At 51.0% G+C, this 21,803-nt stretch carries 11 protein-coding genes; all 11 read left to right on the forward strand.

Features of this window, described 5'->3' with window-relative positions; genetic code table 11:
* Nucleotides 1–67 precede the first annotated feature (67 nt).
* The 11 genes from FYZ48_RS10380 to FYZ48_RS10430 all read left to right on the forward strand — a co-directional run bounded on the left by FYZ48_RS10380 (nt 68) and on the right by FYZ48_RS10430 (nt 21,664).
* Nucleotides 68–5,233 (forward strand): DUF1549 domain-containing protein, encoded by a 5,166-nt coding sequence (locus FYZ48_RS10380; protein ID WP_149340068.1) that lies wholly within the window; start codon nt 68–70, stop codon nt 5,231–5,233.
* Between the two features lie 85 nt (nt 5,234–5,318).
* Entirely contained in the window at nt 5,319–6,791 is a 1,473-nt protein-coding gene (locus tag FYZ48_RS10385) for a DUF1501 domain-containing protein (RefSeq protein WP_149340072.1), read from the forward strand.
* Nucleotides 6,792–7,190: 399 nt separating this feature from the next.
* The gene (locus FYZ48_RS10390) at nt 7,191–9,350 is read left to right on the forward strand and encodes an outer membrane protein assembly factor BamB family protein (protein ID WP_149340076.1); all 2,160 of its coding nucleotides are present in this window, start codon (nt 7,191–7,193) and stop codon (nt 9,348–9,350) included.
* 16 nt (nt 9,351–9,366) lie between these two features.
* Nucleotides 9,367–10,224, forward strand: a complete 858-nt coding sequence (locus FYZ48_RS10395) for an SIMPL domain-containing protein (protein WP_187781964.1) — start codon at nt 9,367–9,369, stop codon at nt 10,222–10,224.
* A 23-nt stretch (nt 10,225–10,247) separates the two neighbouring features.
* Nucleotides 10,248–11,291 (forward strand): prenyltransferase/squalene oxidase repeat-containing protein, encoded by a 1,044-nt coding sequence (locus tag FYZ48_RS10400; protein ID WP_187781965.1) that lies wholly within the window; start codon nt 10,248–10,250, stop codon nt 11,289–11,291.
* 59 nt (nt 11,292–11,350) lie between these two features.
* Nucleotides 11,351–12,394 carry an AAA family ATPase gene (locus FYZ48_RS10405; RefSeq protein ID WP_145046245.1) on the forward strand — a complete coding sequence of 348 codons (1,044 nt, stop codon included), beginning with the start codon at nt 11,351–11,353 and terminating at the stop codon, nt 12,392–12,394.
* Complete coding sequence (locus FYZ48_RS10410; protein WP_149340082.1) at nt 12,372–13,370, forward strand: DUF58 domain-containing protein; 999 nt, start codon at nt 12,372–12,374, stop codon at nt 13,368–13,370. Before FYZ48_RS10405 ends, FYZ48_RS10410 begins: the two co-directional genes overlap by 23 nt.
* A gap of 9 nt (nt 13,371–13,379) precedes the next feature.
* Complete coding sequence (locus FYZ48_RS10415) at nt 13,380–15,521, forward strand: BatA domain-containing protein (RefSeq protein WP_149340084.1); 2,142 nt, start codon at nt 13,380–13,382, stop codon at nt 15,519–15,521.
* A gap of 10 nt (nt 15,522–15,531) precedes the next feature.
* A complete protein-coding gene (locus tag FYZ48_RS10420; RefSeq protein WP_149340086.1) occupies nt 15,532–17,952 on the forward strand; it encodes a vWA domain-containing protein in 2,421 nt (806 codons plus the stop codon).
* Between the two features lie 33 nt (nt 17,953–17,985).
* Entirely contained in the window at nt 17,986–20,151 is a 2,166-nt protein-coding gene (locus FYZ48_RS10425) for a hypothetical protein (protein ID WP_149340088.1), read from the forward strand.
* Between the two features lie 52 nt (nt 20,152–20,203).
* Entirely contained in the window at nt 20,204–21,664 is a 1,461-nt protein-coding gene (locus FYZ48_RS10430; protein ID WP_149340090.1) for a hypothetical protein, read from the forward strand.
* Nucleotides 21,665–21,803: the final 139 nt, after the last annotated feature.

A 21,803-nucleotide genomic window follows, 5' to 3' on the forward strand; every position in this document is an offset into this window, starting at 1 on the left:
AGAGATTTACCTCTTTTCACCACCAGAGTTATTTTAACTTAGGTTTGATAAAAGGGGGTTCTGGTTCATGTCCTTCGACAAGTTCCGCGCTTATTCTTTTTCCGGCATTGCGCTCTGCTCGGTTTTCTTTACGACGCTCATCAATGCGACTCCTTCTCATGCGGATCAAAAGGTCAGCTTTTACCAGCAGGTCCGACCCATTCTACAGGCCCAATGTGCCGGCTGTCACCATCCACGAAATCCGGAGGGTGATTATGTTGTCACTGAATTCGTCGACCTGCTGAAAGGGGGCGAAAGTGAATCGGCTGCCATCGTTCCCGGCAAGCCAGATGAAAGTTACCTGGTAAAATTGATTACACCTGAGGGTAACGAAGCCGAAATGCCCAAGGCGAAAACGCCTCTGGCTCAGGAGCAGATCACCCTGATCCGTACCTGGATCCAGCAGGGAGCAGTGAATGACTCGCCTGCGAAAGTGGAATATCGCTTCAACAAAGAAAATCCACCGACCTATTCAGCACCGCCTGTCATTACTTCGCTGGACTTTTCTCCCGATGGGAAACTCCTGGCTGTCGCCGGCTTTCATGAGGTCCTTTTGCACAAATCAGAAGGAGACCAGATTGTCGGTCGACTGATTGGTAAATCACAGCGGATCGAATCGGTCACCTTCTCTCCCGATGGGAAATACCTGGCAGTGACGGGGGGAACCCCTGCAGAGCGGGGCGAAATTCAAATCTGGGATGTGGCGCAGCAGTCGCTCGTCAAGTCGATTCCCCTCACCTACGACACAATCTATGGCGCCAGCTGGTCTCCCGATGGAAAGCTGCTGGCCTTTGGTTGCAGCGATAACACACTCCGTGCAGTTGAAGTTGCGACCGGTAAAGAAATCCTCTACCAGGGAGCGCACTACGACTGGGTACTGGATACCGTATTTTCTAAAGATGGAAGTCATGTGATTTCTGTCAGCCGGGACCGGACTACCAAACTGACCGAAGTCAAAACACAGCGGTTCATCGATAATATTACATCGATTACTCCTAAAGCACTCACGGGAGGATTGGCAGCCATCGACCGCCATCCCACACAGGATACCGTGCTGGTGGGTGGTGCCGACGGGGTTCCCAAGTTGTATCAGGTCTTCCGTCAGTCCAAACGCGTGATTGGCGATGATGCGAATCTGGTGCGGACCTTCCCTGCCCTCAAAGGCCGGATCTTTGGTGTGGACATTCATCCCAACGGCAAACAGCTGGTCGCTGTCAGCAGTCTGAATCATACCGGGGAATTGAAAGTCTTTTCCTTCGATATTGCTGAGAAAATTCCCGACAATCTGGTTGCAATCTTAAACAAACGCGTCGCTTCGCGCAGTGCTGCCGAAAAGAAGCAGATTGAAGAGAGTCGCACCCAGAATGTGAAACTGGTCAGTGAAGCCCAGGTGCCTGAATCAGGACTTTATACCGTCTGCTATCATCCTCAGGGGGCCGTGATTGCAACCGCTGGACAGGATGGCCAGATACGGTTATATGAGTCCGCGACTGGAAAACTGAAAAAGTCATTTGTTCCGGTTCCATTAAAGCAGACGCAGCCTCAAATCGCCGCGAAACCCGGATCAGGCAAGACTGAGAATCAAGAGTCGCAACAGAACGAACTCGTTGTGATCGACCTCAATCAGGCGAAACTACCGAAGGAGACATTCTCGGGGGCCGACCCAATTGTAAAACTGGAAGTGCAGCCTGCTCAGGCCACCATCGCTCAGAAGTTCGATACAATCCAGTTTCTCGTAACCGGTCATCTGAAATCCGGCACCAAAGCCGATTTGACCCGTCTGGTGAAAGTCAGCCAGAAAGGCGAGCCCATTCTGCATATCTCCGAAACCGGACTGGTGCGTGCGTTGCAGCCTGGGACCGTAGAAGTCAATTTCAGCCTGCAGGGCCAGCAGGTTACTTCGAAAATTCACGTACCCCCCTTCCCCGCAGATTACAGTCCGGATTACTGGCGGGATGTGGCACCTGCGTTTACGAAAATGGGATGTAACTCCGGGCTCTGTCACGGAGCCAACAAAGGGAAAGACGGCTTCAAACTTTCTCTCCGTGGAACTGATGATCTGTTTGACCTGCGTGCCTTCACGGACGACCTGAAATCGCGTCGTGTCAATCTGGCCGCCCCAGAGCAAAGTCTGATTCTCTTAAAAGCCATCGCTGAAGTGCCTCACAAGGGTGGCCAGCTGGCCTTACCCGGGGATGCGCACTACCAGATCGTTTCTTCCTGGATCAATAAGGGAACACCACTGAACCGGGAAGCGGCCCGGGTAGAACGGATCAAGGTCGTGCCTGAGAACCCGGTTGTACCACGTGCCGGACTGCTGCAGCAGTTCCGTGTCCTGGCCACTTATTCCAATGGGGAAGAACGGGATGTTACCAGTGATGCCTTCATTGACTGCAGTAACATCGAAATTGCCAAAATGCATCACGGCGGAATTGCTGAAGTCCTGCGTCGAGGCGAAGCGCCACTGCTGGCCCGTTACGAAGGGAAGTATGCAGCCACGACCGTTACTGTCATGGGCGATCGCTCTGAATTTGCCTGGAAGCAGCAACCGGTTTTTAACTACATTGATCAGCTCGTCGATCAGAAACTGAAAAAGACAAAAACCCTGCCCTCTCAATTGTGTACCGACGCAGAATTTATCCGGCGGGTTTACATCGATCTGACTGGTCTGCCACCCACGATTGAGGATGTGAAAACGTTCCTGGCAGACAAACGCGATTCCCGCCTCAAACGCAATGAACTGATTGATCGTCTGCTCGGTTCCCCGGAATTTGTAGAGCACTGGACTAACAAGTGGGCTGACCTATTGCAGGTTAACCGGAAATATCTGGGCGTTGAAGGGGCAAAGAATTTCCGTGACTGGATTGAAAAATCAGTTTCCGAGAATATGCCTTACGATAAGTTCGCTTACGAAATTCTTTCAGCCAGTGGTTCCAATAAAGCGAATCCTGCTGCATCTTACTTTAAAATCCATCGGACACCTGAAGATACGATGGAAAATACGACGCATTTGTTCCTGGCAATCCGCTTCAACTGCAACAAATGTCATGACCATCCCTTCGAACGTTGGACCCAGGATCAGTACTATGAAACCTCGGCATTCTTCGCTCAATTTGGTCTGAAAGCAGCCCCGGAAAGTAAGGGCCGGAATATTGGTGGTACGGCCGTTGAAAGTGGGAAACCCCTGTTTGAGGTCGTGTATGACAAGAACGAAGGGGAAATGATTCATGAACGAACCGGCTTGAAAACGCCGCCGAAGTTCCCCTACCCTGCTGAGTTCAAAGCCGATCCGAAAGCGGATCTTTCACGTCGTGAAAAACTGGCCCGCTGGATCACCTCGCGGGATAACCAGTACTTCGCCAAAGCATATGCCAACCGGGTCTGGGGATACCTGACCGGAACCGGGCTGATCGAACCGATTGATGACATTCGTGCCGGAAATCCAGCTTCCAATCCAGAACTGCTGCAGAAGCTGACCGAAGATTTCCTGTCTCACGATTTTGACGTACGGCATCTGATGCGCGTGATCTGTCAGTCGCGGACCTATCAGTTGTCTATCGAATCCAACGAATGGAACGAAGACGATAAGATTAATTATTCGCATGCCAAAGCACGTCGTTTGCCTGCAGAGGTGCTTTACGATGCTCTCTGTCGAGTGACCGGTTCTGAATCCAATATTCCGGGTGTTCCTGCGGGGACCCGGGCAGCAGAACTTCCCGATGTGGGCTTCAAATTGAAAAGCGACTTCCTGGCCAAGTTCGGTCGTGCTCAGCGAGAAAGTCCCTGTGAATGCGAACGATCTTCGAGTGTTGAACTGGGACCGGTAATGGCTCTGATCAGTGGTCCTACAGTCGGTAATGCGATCAGTGACCCCAATAATGCCTTAAGTAAGCTGGTTCAGCAGGAAAATAATGACTCTTCCCTGGTCGATTCAATCTTTCTGCGGGTATTAAATCGCCCGGCGACTGCTGAGGAAAAGCAGGCTGGCGTTAAACTGATTCAACAGCAGATTCAGAATGAACACCAGTCACTGAAGCAGCGTCTGGCGGAATATGAAAAGAGCCTGTCTCCCGAGATTGTTCAGCAGGAAAATCAACGGGTTCAGAATATCAAAGACGCACAAGAGAAAATTGCTTCGTTCCAGCAGGCCATCGCCCCCCGCGAAGCCTGGTTGAACAAAGAGCAACAGGCCAGGACAGCACGGTTGCAACAGGAGTTAACGGAGTATCAGAAATCCTTGCAATCCCGGATCGCTGCCTGGGAGAAAGAAGAAACCAAAGGTTCCAATTGGGTCGTCATCAAGCCGGAATCATTGTCGGCGACCAACGAATCGACCCTGCAAGTACAGCAGGATCAGTCGATCCTGGCCAAAGGTAAAAATGGAAAAGGCGACTATCAGATTGTTGCTCAAACAAATCTGAAAGCGCTCTCTGCGGTTCGCCTGGAAGTACTCACCGATGATTCCCTTCCTCAAAAGGGACCGGGACGTTCTGGAGACGGAAACTTCGTTCTCAATGAGTTCGAGGTTTATGCGGCTCCAAAATCAAAACCAGACCAGAAACAGAAGCTGAAACTGTTTAACGCCCAGGCTGATTTCAGCCAGAATACGTATCTGGTTGCGACCGCCATTGATGGCCAGGTTAAGCCATCTGGCGAAGGCTGGGCTGTCTCACCACAGATCGGGAAGCCTCATAAAGCCAGCTTCGACATTCAGTCTCCGCTACCGTCTGATGATCAGGGAGTCATTTTGACCTTTGTCATGAAACAGCACTTTAGCAGTAATACGCATTCTATCGGTCGTTTCCGGCTCGCTATCACCAATGGTAAAGGACCAACTACGCTCGATCAGCATCCCCAGGATATCCGTAACATTCTGGCGAAACAGGCTGATAAGCGTAACGCTGCAGAGAAAAAGAAACTGCTTGACTATTACAGTAAATCAGACAGCAGGCTGCAGTCGATGATCAAAGCAGTTGCGGACAGTAAACAGCCACGGCCAACCGATCCCAAACTTGTCGAATTACAGCAGCATCTGACAGCGATGCAGAATGTGCGTCCCGTCGATCGCAAATTGACCCGTTTGCGTGATGATGTGCAGTTGAGTGCAGAGCAGGTCAAACAGAATCGGCTGATCGCTGCTCAGGACCTCACATGGGCGTTAATCAACAGCCCCGCCTTCCTGTTTAATCATTAAGATTTATCAGGACGGCAGTAACGAATACATGCGGATGGATACAATTCAAAAACAGTTCTCTAACAAAAACTGAGGAGACACAGAAATGCTGATCATTCCAGGTCAATCAGGCAAGGAGCCGTGCGAGTCTCGAAGTCAAATTTCCCGTCGTGATCTGCTGCGGGTCGGCGGTTCCAGTATGATGGGCATGGGGCTGGGAACCATGCTCCAGTTACAGGAAGCTGCGGCCAACAGTAATGAAGGCGGAGGCGGCCCCGGCTGGGCGAAAGCCAAAAGTGTCATTCTGATCTTCCTGCAGGGCGGCCCCAGTCATCTGGACCTGTGGGATCCCAAGGAAAACGTTCCCGATAACGTGCGGAGTGTTTTCCAGCCAATTTCGACAAAGCTGCCTGGTGTGCAGTTCACCGAACTCTTGCCGAATCTGGCGCAGCAGAACGACAAGTTCACCATGATCCGCTCCATGAGTTATACTCCCAAGGGGCTGTTCAATCATACTGCCGCCATCTATCAGATGCTGACCGGCTATACCACAGATAAGGTTAGTCCTTCCGGACAGCTGGAACCACCAAGTCCTAAAGACTTCCCGAACTTCGGGTCAAACATTATTCGTATCCAGCCACCACAGGTACCCATGCTGCCGTTCGTGATGCTTCCACGACCGCTGCAGGAGAGTAACGTGGTCGGGAAAGCCGGGACAGCCGGTTTCCTGGGACGTGCCTACGATCCGTACTATCTCTATCCGCCGGGAGACGATATGGATATGAACAAGATGGACCGGATCAGCGTCGATGATCTGAAGTTGCGTCCGGATGTCTACACATCCCGGCTGCAGCGTCGTGCCAGTCTGCGGGATACCATCAACCAGGGTATGCCTCAACTGAACAAGGCTGTCGAAGATTACAAGCTGGATAAGTACTATTCACGAGCACTGGATCTGGTCATTTCAGGCCGGGCTCGCGATGCCTTTGCCCTGGATCAGGAGTCCGATGCAGTTCGTGACAAGTACGGTCGGAACACCTTTGGTCAGAGTCTCCTATTAGCCCGTCGTCTGGTAGAAGCCGGGACTCGGGTGGTTGAAGTTGTCTGGCCAAAAGTCGCGAATTCGAACAATCATTCCTGGGACGTCCATACTGGATTGACAAATCGATTGAAGAACCAGTCTGCTCCCATGTTTGACCAGGGACTCGCCAGTCTGATTTCTGACCTGTATGATCGAGGCACTCTGGACGAAACACTGGTTGTGGCAGTGGGTGAATTTGGCCGCAGTCCTCAACGCGGCGTCAGTACTTCAGGGAACTCAAACAGTGACGACGGTCGAGATCACTGGCCCTACTGTTACACATCTCTGATGGCAGGGGCCGGGATGAAACGGGGATATGTTCACGGCGAATCCGATAAGACCGGTTCCAGTCCGCGTAAAGATCCCGTTCATCCACGGGAACTGCTGGCAACGATTTATCATTCGTTCGGAATCAACCCCGAAACCATCGTCTATAATCACCTGAATCAGCCACGCGAACTGGTGAAAGCACAAGCCGTTACCAAACTGATGGGATAAGCGGCTAACATAATTTTATCTAAAATCAGGCCTGTCTCTGTATTTCAGAGGCGGGCCTGTTTTCGTTAGTAGAACGCAATTCTACGCGGCATTTCTGCTGCTGACCCGAACTCAAAATCGTCTGTAGGCCAGGTCACTATCTGAGAAAGATTTTAAAAAGAGAAAAACGGGACAAATTATGCTTGAATTAATGAACTCAATCTGGTGTACAATGATTTAATAACGTCAGGGCTGACTTGGACAGAGTTGCAGGTTTTTGAAAAGCCGTGAAATTGATTCATAAACCGGGAACTCATTCCACCCCACATCGATCCTATTTGATGTTCTGACAGATCGCGCCAATTAAAAACTGATTGACTAACCAGACCGTCAGGCCCATTCTCATTTGCAGGATGGATTATGTTGGATAAAGGTGCGCCCATTATCTGTTTACAGTTCAGAAATGATCGATTCACGCTCATCATCGGCTGGCTGATGCTGCCATCTCTGCTGCTGATTCCCAGAGAGCTTCCCGGGCAAGTCGCTGTCGAAGTTGGCGTGGCCGAGGCTGCAGTGCAGGCCCCCGAGACGTCCCCTCACAAGATTCCGGGTTTCAGTATTTCTGTCGATGAAAAGAAACTGAATCTGCTGGATGACTTTGAACGCTATGTGCGTCATCAAATGTGGGAAAAAGCACTGACGACGATCAAGGATCTGTCTGCTTCTCAATCCAGTTCCGCCCTGCTCCCGACTCAGGATGGTTTTCTGATCGATGCCAATCAGCGGATCTTTCGAGCCCTGACTTCACTACCACCCGAAGGGCGAGAAGCATATCGTCTCTTCTATGACGGTAAGGCCCGCAAGGAGTTTGCTGAGCTCTCGGAAAAACATCCGCTGTATTCCGCCGATGCCGAAAAACGGGCAACCGAGATTTATTACCAGTATTTTCTGACTTCCATCGGTGATGAAGTCGCTGACCTGCTGGGAAATCAGGCTTTTGAACGGGGAGAATTTCTTCAGGCGGCCGAATACTGGCGATCGATTCTCGAGCATCATCCTGATACCAGCCTGCCGGAACTGGATTTGAATGTAAAGCATGCGCTGGCTTTGATCCGGGGTGCTCGAACAGAACGGGCTGCTGCAGCGATCGAGGTGATCGCGCAACAGTTTCCCGGCCAGAAAGTGACTCTGGGAGGCAATGCCTTTGATCCGGTACCTTATTTGAGGTCCTTACTGCCTCAGCAGAACGTATCTTCTGTTGCGTCTTCGAAATCCAATAACCCAAAGTCGGTCTCACAGTCATTCCAGTTACCCGAATCTGATTCTCAACCGCACTGGCAGTTGCATTTTCTGGATCAGAGTGTGGAACAGGCGCTGCAGAATTCTCAATCAGATTATTACGGCCGCAGCAAATCGTATGCAACCTACGTTCCTCCCATAGCCGTTGATCAGCAGCATGCCTATATAAACTACTATGGTGTCTGTTTTGGTCTCGATATGAAAACCGGGAAACTGCTCTGGAGGAACGCTAAGTTCAAGGATCTGGGAAATCATTTCAACAACTATAGTTTTCATCAGTCCAGCCATCTGAATCAGTATCATATTGCCGTGAGTGGAGATTATGTACTCGCTACTCTGATCCCTCAGAAGGAAATGAACCGTTACCGGGCCTGTTATCGGCTGGTTGCCTATCAGAAAAAGACGGGCAAACAGGTCTGGCAAACCAGTGCGAATAACGAAAGCTATATCTGTGAGCCTCTGGTGGTTGGAGAGCAGATTTACACAATCTCTCACCAGCAAAACAGTAAACAACTCAATTTGAGTTGCCTGTCGTTGAAGACGGGAAAGAAGGAGTGGGGGATGCCTCTGGGATCTGTCGTGGCAGGCAGTTCTACAAACGGGATGGAAGACATGCCCTCTCCCGTGCTCAAGTTGAATGGAGAGTCACTGCTGGTTCTTACCAATAACGGGGCACTGTTTGATATTTCCCTGGCTGGCAGGTCTGTCAACTGGGTATTTCGGTATCCCTATCCCGTCAATCAGTCTACATCCAATAATTACTATGCTGCAGCTAATGAGGAAGTACAACTGCATTCCAGAGGGCAGATGTACTGCGACCACAATCTGCTTTATTTCAAAGAAGAGGGAGCCAGCGAGGTTTATGCCCTGGATCTGGCTGCCAAGAAAGTGGTCTGGAAACGCCCCATCAAAGTGGCTGCTCAACTGGTGGGAATTGATGATCAAAATGTCTACCTGCTCTCCGGGGAACTGGAGGCATTGAGTCGCGAAACGAGTCGTCTGAACTGGGCGGTTTCTCTGCCCATCGCGGCAGGAGGCTTGAGTGCCGTCATTGATCCGCAGCACGCATGGATATTTACCAGCCGGGGAGTCTTCGAGATTTCGAAATCAAATGGGGATATTCTTGATATCTATCGCGGGCATGATCTGAGTTCGCTGGGAGGTGCCATCAGCCTGAATCAGGGGTTGATGCTTTGTATTTCCAATCAGGCTGTGACCGCATACCCCTCCACTCCCGCTGGAAAACAGAAGTCAAAAGAAACACCAACATCAGAACCTTAATCAGATGGAATGTAATATGTGTGGTAAGTTACTCCGGTCTCAAAGTCGAAGCTTGTTTTTACTGGCGCTGGCTCTATCCTGCTTTACACAACTCTCAACAGTCGCTGCTGAAGGTGAAAACGGGATTACCGTTGTAGGGACTGGTATTGTTGAACAGAAACCAACGGTCGTCGAAATGACCGGACTGGTCATCGGTCAGGGCCAACTGGCGGGAGACGCTGTTACCAAGTATCACGGAAACCGACGTCGGGCCGAAGATGCATTTAAAAATCTGAAGATACCAGGATTGGTCATTCAGGGGGATGGGATGTCTCTCTACTCGTCCTTAAATGCCAGTCAGATGCAGGCCATGATGCGGGGCATGGCTGTGAATAATACGCAGTCTCAGGAGTTATCGGTCTCAGAAACACTCAAGTTACGTCTAACAGGAGTTGATAAGCTGAGCCCCGACGAACTGCTGGAAATCATCGTTCGGATTGTTGATGCCGGCAAAGATGCGGGAGTGGTGATTGGCAATGATACGACTCCCATGGTTCCGGGAACATATAATGCTTCAAAAGCACGCAATACAATGGTTGCCTTTAAAATTCAAAACGTGGAAGACTTGAAAAACAAAGCTTATGCCAAGGCCCTGGAAGATGCACGATCTCAAGCGGAGGCACTGGCAAAACTGGCAGGCGGTAAGCTCGGGAAGGTTGTGTCCATTAACACGGTGGATCCAAACCAAAAGAGCAGCGACAGTTCCAGCCGGATGCTGGCACAATATCTGGCTGTGCTGGGGATGAGGGTCGGTCAGTCTGAGGAGCAGTCCTCCGCACTGTTAAAAGAGATCCCTGTCTCTGCCGTCGTTCGCGTAACTTATGCTCTCGAATGAATTCTCAATCAAACGGGCGTCAAATGAGTATTTCTGTAATCATCAGGATTGTTGCCGGTGGGCTGTTTCTGCTGTGTAGCTTTACGCAGATCCAGGCGCAGGAAATTCTGCCCCGGCACGTTACTCCTGCAACCGTCAAGTCAATTCAACGGGGGCTTGACTATCTGGCGAAACAGCAGACAACCAGTGGCAGTTTTCAGACAACCCAGGATGGCAGTACCTATCCCGTTTCAATGACTTCGCTGGCGGGAATCGCCTTTCTGGCCAATGGAAATACGTCGACTCGAGGGCCTTACGCCGATCAGGTGCGGAAAGCGACCGAGTATGTACTGGGCCAGGCTCAGCAAAACGGTCTGATCGCAGCCGGCGCGGAAAATGGACGCCCCATGTACGGGCATGGATTCTCGTTGCTGTTTCTCTCCAGCGTATATGGGATGGAGACAGACGCAAAAGTCCGCGCCCGGATTGCCAAAGTGGTCAAGGATGGAATCCAGTTGACCTCTTCGGGACAGAGCCCTTTAGGAGGCTGGATTTATACCCCGGGGGGAGGAGATGAAGGCAGTGTGACCGTGACCCAGATGCAGGGACTCCGGGCTGCGCACAATGCCGGCTTTACCGTACCCAAGGGGACAATTCAGAATGCGGTCCGGTATCTGGAACTCTGTCAGACACCTGAGGGAGGGATTCGCTACTCATATCATTCCGGCAATGATACCCGCCTGCCGATATCCGCTGCTGCAATTACCTGTCTCTATTCCGCCGGGGAATATGAATCACCGCTAGCCGAAGAATGTATGGAATATGTTTACGGACAGTTCAAAAACCGAAAAAGTGGATTTCAGTCGGGACATTATTTTTATTTGAACCTGTATGCCTCGCAGGCGTTTTACCAGGCAGGCGATGATTATTGGGATGCTTACTTCCCGGGGCAGCGCGACAGTCTCATCAAATCACAGGCATCCAACGGCAGCTGGAATGGCGATGGCGTCGGTCCCATTTTTGGAACCAGCGTCGCCTTAATCGTTTTACAACTGCCTTATAAGTTTTTGCCTATTTATCAACGTTAAATGACATGTATTGTGACCAGCAGACTGGCTGGTAGAACAGGGAGTGAATCTTGTCTGAAATGAAAACAGCACCAGATATGGCAGCTTTGGAGAAGCTTAAAGCCGCCCAGGAACGGATTCGCGAACAGATTCGCACGGTCGTCGTTGGTCAGGATGATGTCGTCGAGCAGTTGCTGGTCAGTATTCTTGCAGGGGGACACTGTATTCTGGAAGGAGTCCCGGGCCTGGCGAAGACGTTGCTGGTCTCTACGCTGGCTAAAAGTCTGTCACTGGACTTTGGTCGGATCCAGTTCACTCCCGACCTGATGCCCGCCGATATTACCGGGACCGATGTGATTTACGAAGATCGACAGACTGGAACGCGAGAGTTCCGATTTATTGAAGGGCCGATTTTCACCAATCTGTTGCTGGCAGATGAAATTAACCGGACACCTCCCAAAACACAGGCGGCTCTCCTGCAGGGGATGCAGGAAAAGAACATTTCTGCAGGGACGAAACATTATCAACTCCCCCGCCCGTTTTTTGTGCTTGCAACCCAGAACCCGATTGAACAGGAAGGGACCTACCCCCTTCCCGAGGCTCAGCTGGATCGGTTTCTGATGAAGATTATCGTCCAGTATCCCACGCGCGACGAAGAAAGACAGATTTATAAAACAGTGACTGGAGAAGAACAGTCGGAGCCGGCAGCCACCTTGACAGGAGAAGAAGTGCTGGAGCTCCAGCATCTGGTACGCCGGGTTCCCATCAGCGATTTTCTGGTGGATTACACCATGGACCTGATCCGGGCGACACGCCGCGACAGCGAAGATGCCCCGGAGTTCATTAATCGCTGGGTGCTCTGGGGAGCGGGGCCACGTGGTGGGCAGTCTCTGATTCTGGCAGCCAAGGCCCGGGCTGCTCTGTATGGTCGACCTGAAGTCTCTGTGGAAGATCTGCAGGCGGTTGCCAAGGCCGTTTTGCGCCATCGGATTGTTCTGTCTTACAACGCCGAGTCGGAAGGCCAGACACCGGATACCGTAATTGAAAAACTGATCGCGGAAACTCCATTACACCAGAGCACTGCCGGAAAGGATGGTCAGTTTGAACACATACTTAAATCCTGAGATCGCAGGCAGTCTGGCCGGGATTGGGTTCAAGGCCCGCCAACCGGTTGAGGGTTCAATTGCTGGCCTGCATCGCAGTCCCCTGCACGGTCTGTCTCCGGAATTTGCCGACTACCGCAGCTACACACCCGGTGATGATTTGAAGAACCTGGACTGGAAAGCGTATGCCCGTTCGGACCGGTTTTATATTAAACGTTTCGAAGAAGAGTCGAATTTACGCGCGGTGTTTATTGTCGATTCTTCGGCCTCGATGAAGTACGGCGGACCTGACTTTTCCAAGTATGATTGTGCAGCCACAATCGCCGTATCGCTGTCATCTGTTTTATTGAAACAGCGTGATGCGGTCGGACTGGCGATACTTAATGATCGTGTTCAGGAAGATCTGCGGACAGGAAGCACTGCCTCCCATCTGGCCAAATTCATGGAAGTACTGCAGCGGACCGAACTCCAGGGAGAAACCGACATTGGCCCTGCTGTCGCCCAGGTCGCGGATCAGATTCACCGTCGTGGCATTGTTGTGGTCCTGTCTGACCTGCTGACACCACTGGATCGATTTTACGAGTCGCTGGGCAAGCTGCAGTACGCAGGGCATGAGGTGATTGTGATGCACGTACTGCACCGTGATGAGGTTGAGCTTCCCTTCAAAGATTCTGTGATCTTCAAGGATATCGAGGGCGAAGAAGAGATCTTTGCCGAACCATGGGCTTTTCATAAAGCGTATCAGGCAGCCATGGAAGAGTTTATTCAGGAGACGCGCCAGCGCTGTCAGTTTTGTGGTATCGACTATCTGCAGATATTTACCGACGCCAATTTGAGCAGGGTTTTGAGCAGCTATTTACATAATCGGCAGTTTGCAGGAGCGAAAACACATCGGGGACGAATGGCGTCTCTCGGTGGATCTGCCGGTTCAGATAATCAGATATCAGACTCCCCTGCTCTCGATTCCAGAGCAGGTCAACCATCAGAAAGTGAGTAAACAGTTTCAATGCATTTTCTGGCTCCCTTACTTTTGACGGGAACGGTTCTGGCAACCGCACCGATCATCATTCACCTGCTAAACCGCAGACGGTTTATCCGCGTGGACTGGGCGCCCATGGAATATCTGAAATTGACTCTGAAGACGAATCGTCGGCGCTTACGGCTGGAACAGTGGCTGTTGCTCGCGATTCGAACGCTGGCGGTTCTGGCTCTGTTTCTGGCGGTGGCGCGTCCCATCAGTTCGGGTACGAATCTGGCGGGGTTTCTGGCGGTGGAAGGTCGGGCAAGCCGCGTGATCATTCTGGATGATTCTCTGAGTATGTCTTATCAGACCGGCGAACAGTCTGCCTTCAGCCGGGCACAAAATGCAGTTCGGCAGGTTTTGAACCAGTTGGGACCGCAGGATTCGGTATCAGTGGTACTGGCTTCTCAACCGGAGCAACCACTCGTGCGGATGGCACATCTGACAGAGAAAGAGCGGGACCAGTTAATTGCGCGCATCAATGAGATTAATTCCAGCCAGATGGCCAGTCACTGGATTTCTACCTTAGAGGAAATAGATCGCCAACTGAAAGAAGCCACATTCCCGATTAAAGAAGTGATTATTGTTACCGATCTCTGGTCGGCGGGTTGGACTTCTGAAGTGCGCGATCTTTGTGACCGCTGGTCGGGCGAACAAGTGACGTTGCGATTTGTCGATATCGGAAATGAGCCGACGGGAAACCGCGTACTACGTTCGCTTGAGCAGGACAGCCGGATTGCACTGGTCGATCAGGAAGTTAAATTGACTGCCGTCATCGAGAATTACAGTACAGAACCTCTGAAATCAGGACAGGCGTTGTTAGATGTGGACGGTAATGTTACTCCGGTGACCCTTCCCGAAATTCCAGCAGAAAAAACGGTGAACGTTCCCGTCAGTGTGCGTTTTGATGAACCGGGTCAGCATGTCGTAACTCTATCTATTCCTGCGGATTCCTTGATGGAAGACAACGTTCGCAGCAAACTGATCAATGTTCGTCAGATGGTTGATGTCGTTCTCGTGGACGGCGAGCCGGGGCTGAATCCCTTCGAGAGTGAAACTGATTTTCTGGCGCTGGCTCTGTCAGCCGGAAATTCAAACTGGCAGGTAACACAAACGGAAAGTTCAACCTGGAAGTCACAGTTATTGACAGCCCCGGATCTGATCGTCCTGGCCAATGTGGATCAGCTGTCAAAGGAGCGCGTCGCGGAACTGGAAGAACTGGTCTCTCTGGGAACCGGTTTAATGATTTTTGCCGGTGATCAATGTGACTTGCAACTCTATAACGAACGACTGTTCAAAGGGGGAAATGGACTCCTTCCGGCAAAAATCAATCAGATTCGAGATCTGCAGGCGCAAGGGCTGGTTATCGAACCAATCGCTGATTCTCCGATTGAGTTACTGAAGAACCTGACTCCGGAACTGTTGAGTCGCGTGCGTCCCCATCGATTTGCGGATGTTGTTCTGGAGCAAGGTGACGGACAGCGTCAGGTTAACGTGTTGGCACGCTGGAATGATCCCCAGCAGTCTCCTGCAGTTCTGGAAAAGCGTTTTGGTGAAGGTCGCGTCCTGTTCTGGACCATTTCAGCAGATAAAAGCTGGAGCGACTGGCCAGCAGAGGCGAGTTTTGTTCTGGCAATGCGGGTCGCGGCACAGGAAATCGCGGCAGAAATTCAACGGGGCGAGAATCTGATTGCCGGTGAACCGATCCACCTGGAACTGGAGACGATCACCGCGCCTCAGGCTGGCGAACTGGTCTGGCTGGATCGTGATCTGAAACCCCAGGAAGTCCGTTTTGGTACGGAAGGTGAATCGAAAACAATTCTCAGCTCCGATCCGATTCGTTATTCAGGCGTCGTGGAAGCAACGTGGCAAGACACACAATCTGGCGGGCAGACACAGAAATTTGCCATCAATGCGAATGTGGAAGATTCATTGCAGGAAAGACTGAATGAGCAGGAATTGCAGCAGTATCTGGGGCGCATGCCTTTAAAGCTGATTCGTTATCAGGGAAAAGAAATGGACTTATCGACAGCCGGGACTGAATTATGGCGATATCTGGCAGTCGTCTTACTGGGTTGTCTGATTTCCGAGAGTATGCTGGCGGCCTGGATTGGTCGTCGTCGCTAAAGAAAGAGTTGTGAACTTGAACCGATTTCTGGAAAAACTGTTTGGTATTCAATCCTCGACCTGGGCCGAAGGTGGCCAATGGTCCGCGCAGTGGGTTGGCTTGCCTTCAGGAGATCGAATGCTCTTTCTGATTCTGGGAGTCGTCGTACTGGTAGCTGGCGGATGGTGGTTGTATCAACGGGATGCAAGGCAGATACCCCTGCTCCGCCGCTGTCTGTTGTACTCAATCCGAATCGCTTTGGTGCTGTTGGTGATTGCCATGCTGCTCGAACCAATTCTGGTATTGAGCAAAGAGGAAAAAATTCCTTCGCATCTGCTGGTCCTTTTGGATACATCACAGTCCATGTCGCTGAAGGATGCCTGGCAGGATGAAGAACGGGCTATGGAAGTGGCACGCAGTCTGGGGATGTCGTCAGACGTGGATGCTCTCCGCAGAATGAACCGCCTGCAACTTGCACAGAAAATGGTGACACCATCGTTTCTGAAAGACCTGTCTGCTGACGGAAAACGCACGGTCCACCTGCATGGGTTCAATGATAAGTTCAATCCAGAGGCATTATCAGACTCTGAGGAATGGCACGCCGGTGGAAATGCGACTGCTATCGCCAGTTCTCTTCGCCAGGCACTGCTTTCTTATTCCGGGATGCCTCTCTCGGGGGTTTTACTGATCAGCGATGGACAATCGACGTCTGGAGAACCCCCGGAAGAAGTCTTGCAGATGCTGTCTGATGAAGGAATCCCTCTGGTTGCGGTTGGTATGGGGACAACTGATGGGCCGCGGAATGTCGCGATTACAGAACTCGAAGTCAGCCCGGTGGTGTTTGTGCAGGATGCGAACCAACTGACGGTGCATATTGAATCACGGGGAATGCAGACTCAATCTGCGACCCTGCTGATTGAGCAGCGACGTAATGGTGGGCCCTGGCAGGAATTCATTCGCGAGGATGTCGTGCTTAACCTCGAGGGGCAGTTACAACCGCGGACGTATCAGTTTTCTGAAACAAAAACCGGTAAGGTCGAATTTCGAGCAAGTATTATCGATGCGGGGCCGGAAATCTCGCAGGATGATAATCTGGCCTCCGCCGAAGTACGCGTGATCCGACAGCGGTTGAATGTCCTGTTTATTGCAGGATCGACTTTTCCTGAAGTTCAGTTTCTGCGAAATACGTTTTTACGGGATCGCCAGATTAATCTTTCGACCTGGCTCATGGCGGCTGATAAAACCTATGAACATCCGGGCGATCTGCCAATTCGTCGTCTGCCGGTCACTCAGGAAGAGCTCAATGATTATGACTGTGTGATATTGTACGATCCTGATCCCAACGGCTGGCCTGTTAATTTCCCGGAGTTGCTTACGAATTTTGTGACCAAAGCAGGAGGTGGACTGGTCTATATTGCCGGTGAAATGCAGACCGCGAATATGTTCGATCATCAGTCTGATCCTACCCTGGACTGGTTAAACTTATTGCCCGTTATTCGAGAGCCGGGCCTCTTTCGCTCTCAGGTTCAGATTCGGTTGAGTGCTCGCTCTCCCTGGAAACTGGATGTGACTACTCAGGGAGTTCAGGATCCCATTTTTAACTTTGCCAGTGATCGTCAGGCAAATGAGCAGCTTCTGAAAAATTTACCCGGCATGTTCTGGCACTTTCCTGTGACCAAGGCGAAACCGGGGGCGACGGTGCTCGCAGTTCACGCGGATCCCCGCATGCGAAATGAATACGGTCAGGAGGTCCTGATCGCCTCGCAACGCGTGGGACCCGGCTGGTCAATTTTTATTGGTTTTGACAGCACCTATCGCTGGCGATATCTGAATGAGCAGTTGTTTGACGGATTCTGGGCACGAGTAGTGGATCGGGCCGGCAGGAGCAAACAACTGGGAGGAAATTACCCTTTCCGGCTTTCGACGCCAAAGGCACAGTACCAGCCCGGAGAACAGGCTAAGGTGATTGCCCGATTTCTGGATGAGAGCCAGATCGAGCCTGGTCTACAGCGTTTATACGGTGAAGTGGAGCGCGGTGATGAACAGCCGATTCCACTGACGTTGACTGAAGGCAATCAAAGAGGTGAATTCTCTACGAACTTTCCGGTACCGTCACCTGGGACGTATTTTGTCCGTGTCTGGATGGGAGATGAAGCAGCCGGGGCGAGTGTGAAAGCGGCTACCATGCCAATAAAAGTCGAATTTCCAAATCAGGAACTGCAAAATCCGACTCTGAACGAAGCGTACCTGGAGACCATGTCGAGTTCGACGGGAGGTCGGGTATATCAGTTGTCAGAAATGAACGACATTGTAGGTGCTTTCAAAATTAAAGAGGTCTCCCGTTTTCTGGAAGAACGACAGGAAATCTGGGATGCACCAATTTTCTATATTTTAATCTTTGGTTTACTGGTTACAGAATGGATTTTGCGAAAGTGGTGCCGTCTGATTTAAAAGATGGTATATCGCAACAGGAGTCAGCGGTAGATGTCCGAACTAAAGTCGCATAAATATGCAGAGCTGCAAAACACGATTTCCAGAAAACTGGATCGTGTAGGACGTGCGCTGCGCCGGCATATTCTGCTGGAAGCGGCGGCACGAATCGGTCTGGCTTTGCTGTTTCTGGCTGCGTTTTCACTCCTGTTTGACTGGTGGCTGGAATTGAGTCTGGTTACCCGTGTTGGATGCCTGTCGGCGGGATTTGCGATCATCGGTTACCTGGTGTGGCGGTATATCTACATTCCGTTCCAGGTCTCTCTTTCGCCAATTGAAGTGGCTAATTTGATCGACCGTGCGCGGCGGGTCAATGATCAGCAGGCTCTGGCGCCTCAGGTGGCAAGCCTGTTACAGTTGCCTGGTCATCAGTATGAAAAAGAGCAGTCTGATGAGATGATCGCACAGGCGGTTCAGGAAAATTATCAGCGTCTCAGCAATTATCCTTACGAGAAAACGATCAACCAGAAGCACACCCAGGCCTGTCTGCTGGGACTTTTCGCAGCTGTTCTGATCCCCGTCTGTTTTCTGATTGTTCTGCCAGCAACGGCACAATTATGGGGAGCACGCTGGTTACTCGGTTCCAGTCAGCCCTGGCCTCGTGATACCCGATTAATTGTCGTTGGTCTGCAAGAAGGACAGTGGGTGCTTCCACGGGGGGAAGCGGCGACCTTACAGATTCAGGTGGAAGATGCAGACAAGCCGACGGAGAGTGTCTGGCTCTCTCTGGAGGATGAAAATGGTGAGAGTGAAACAATTACCATGAATCGCTTTCAGGCAGGAGATTTTCGCTATGAACTGCCTCCTGTACAACTTCCAATTCAGGCACAGGCCTGGGGAGGTGATGGCCAGACAGAACCTTTTGAAATTGTTCCCATCGATCGGCCCCGGATTACCGATTTATCCATTCGTGCATCGCATCCCCGTCTTTCGGAACCTTTTGTATCTCATTTTTCCGCTTCGGAAGGAAATGTCCGATTACTGCCTCAGTCAAAAGTGACATTAGAGCTGACCACAAATGTGAAGGTCCGCAAGATTGACGTTGATTCTGAGGAGATCTCGTTACAATGGAACAGTACGGATGGAAAGCATTTCCAGACAGAATGGACGCATGAGAAGCCTGTTAATTTCAGGCTGACATTACATTCTGCAGAGCACGAAATCAGTTCCCATCCCCGTCCGGTATCCATTGGTGTGCAACCAGATCGTAGCCCGCGGCTTAGTTTTCGTTATTCAGGGCTGCGGCAGCGAATTACTCCGCAGGCAACGATCCCCTTTTCGATCTTAGCTCGGGATGATTTTGGAATACGGCAGGTGGGGATGACATCAGAGGTTCCTTTGGCCGGGATAGCAACTTCAAATAAATCAGCAATTGAACCCGAAGAAGTATCGGATTCATCGACTCCGAAAAATATGAAGCATGAGCAGAATTACCCTGTTTATGGTCCGGAGGATCCTGCGAGTGAGACCGTTGTTGAGCATGAACAACGAGTTTCCATTGCCGAGATGAAACTGAATCCGGGAGCGGTGATTACTTTTCAAAGTTTTGCAGAAGACAACTGTTTCACGGGGCGTCAGAAAACCAACTCACGACAGTTAGTGTTTCGAGTGGTTAAGCCAGAGGAACTGTTCCGCGAAATTCTGTTGCGACAGCAGCAATTAAGGGCACGGCTCCGAAAGTCTCGTGATCAGGCAGAACAGTTACGTGATAAATTGAAATTGGCTCAGAATTCAAAAGAAGCAGCAGCCTGGATTCGAGAGCATCAGTTGATTCGACGGGAAGTCGGACAGGTCAGTCATGCTTTAAATAGTTCTGTGGAAGAGATGAAACTGAATCAACTGGGAGGCGCGGAGACCTGGCAGTTAATCGAGCAGACGGTGCTCAAACCATTGCAAGGTCTACACGATCGTGAGATGGAGCAGCAACGGCAGTCGTTGGAGTCACTTCGGAGTCAGACTCCGGAGCCGCTGTCGCAACTGACCGATCAGCAGGATCAGATTCTAAAGACGATGGACCAGATATTGAACAATATGGCCCAATGGGACAGTTTCATCGACGTAGTCAATCAGTTGAACGCCGTAATTAAACTGGAACAGGTTGTGAGAGATAAAACAGAAGAACTCAAAAAGAAGCAGACAGATTCCATTTTTGATAAGTAAAGGTCGTGACGATCGCGTCACTCTGATTCCCCCTGTGATGGAGGTGTGGGACATGCGAAACAAACACAAGGCAAGAAAATACGGGATGATCTGGCTGATCGTACTGACGATTCAACTGGGAGCGCTACAGGCGAAAGACAAAACAGAGACCGTATCCAATACTGCAGTCAGCTCAAATGAGAAAGTAACGCCTCAGAAACGGATCCAGTTCGAGCAGGACAAAGCCAAGGCACACATGCAGGAGTTGGAGGAGCGGATGTATCGACTCTCCCGCCTGATTCAGGAGTCGCAGCCCGAAGATGCCGCCAGACTACTGCTGGGACTACGTAAAGCCCGCGAACAGCTGATTCTGGATCGGATGGGAGAAGCTTCCCGAATGCTGGATGACCTGAAGTTGAATCAAGCCAGCCAGGAGCAGAAGGAAATTCTGGTACTGCTGGAAGAACTCAAAAAACTGCTGCTGACAGCGGATATCGGGCTGGAGCTGAAACTGGAACAGTTGCGTAAATTGATTGACTCTCGAGAAACCTTGAACAAACTCATCAAAAAAGAGGAGTTGCAGCTTTCTCACACACTGGAGCAGCAAAAAACACAAAAGACCGATTCTGAGAAATTCAAGGCCCTGGAAACCAGTGAACGTCGCAATCAGAAGTCCGCAGAAAATCTGCAGCAACAACTGCGTGAATATGGAGCTGCATCGAAGGGAATCTGTAATTCACTGTCAGGAGCCGGCAAATGCATGGGAGGCGCCTGCAAAAAACTGGGAGAATCTAAGCCTAAACCGGCTTCACAAGAGCAGAAAAAAGCAATAGCGCAGTTGAGCCGTGCGGATCAGGAAACACAGAAACTGGAAGAACAACTGCGCAAAGAAGTCGAGTCGCTGGTTCGTCAACGTGTAATGGATCAGTTGCAGGATATGATTGTGCAACAGAAACAGATCCGCGAAGTTACAACCAAGCTGCAGGACCGAGTGGCGCAGAAGCAGAAACAGGCCCTGGCGGCAGTCAGGCGCCTGTCGAATTCTGAAGAGAAGATTATCGGTCTCTGCTCAGAATCGATTGAGCTCTGCGAATTGACCCGTTTCAGCCTGGTCCTGCCTGTTGCGCTGGGCGCGATTCGCGAACAGATGGAATTCGTCAGCGAAGGTCTGGAACAGGGACAGGCCGATCAGGAAATTATCGCAGATCAGCAGCAGATCGAGAAAGATCTCCAGGCGCTGCTCGATGCGATGCAGGAAGCTTCGCGTCCGGTCAGTAAGAATGGTGGTGGTCAATGTAAGGGGTGCCAGGGGAATCGGAATAAGTTGCTGGCTGAAGTCAAAATGCTCCGATGGATGCAGCAGTCCGTGCACCAGCGGACAGAAAGCCTCGATCGACAGATTGCAGATAAAAAGATCACGGGCGATTCGCTGAAAGACCGCATCGAGTTGCTGACGGTGCGTCAGAAAGAGATCGATACGGTTACCGGTCGCTTACACAGTATGACCTGTCCTCATTGTCTGGGAGGTGAATGATGCGATGCATTAAACACAGCTATGTATATCTGGCAGTGACTGTCTGTTGTGTAACGCTCTGGCTGGAGATGGCACAGGCTGCTGACATAGATCGTCCGGAGAGAACTGATAAGGCAGTCGAGGCCGCTAAACCAGTTCC

This window comes from Gimesia chilikensis (assembly GCF_008329715.1).
Lineage (GTDB): Bacteria > Planctomycetota > Planctomycetia > Planctomycetales > Planctomycetaceae > Gimesia > Gimesia chilikensis.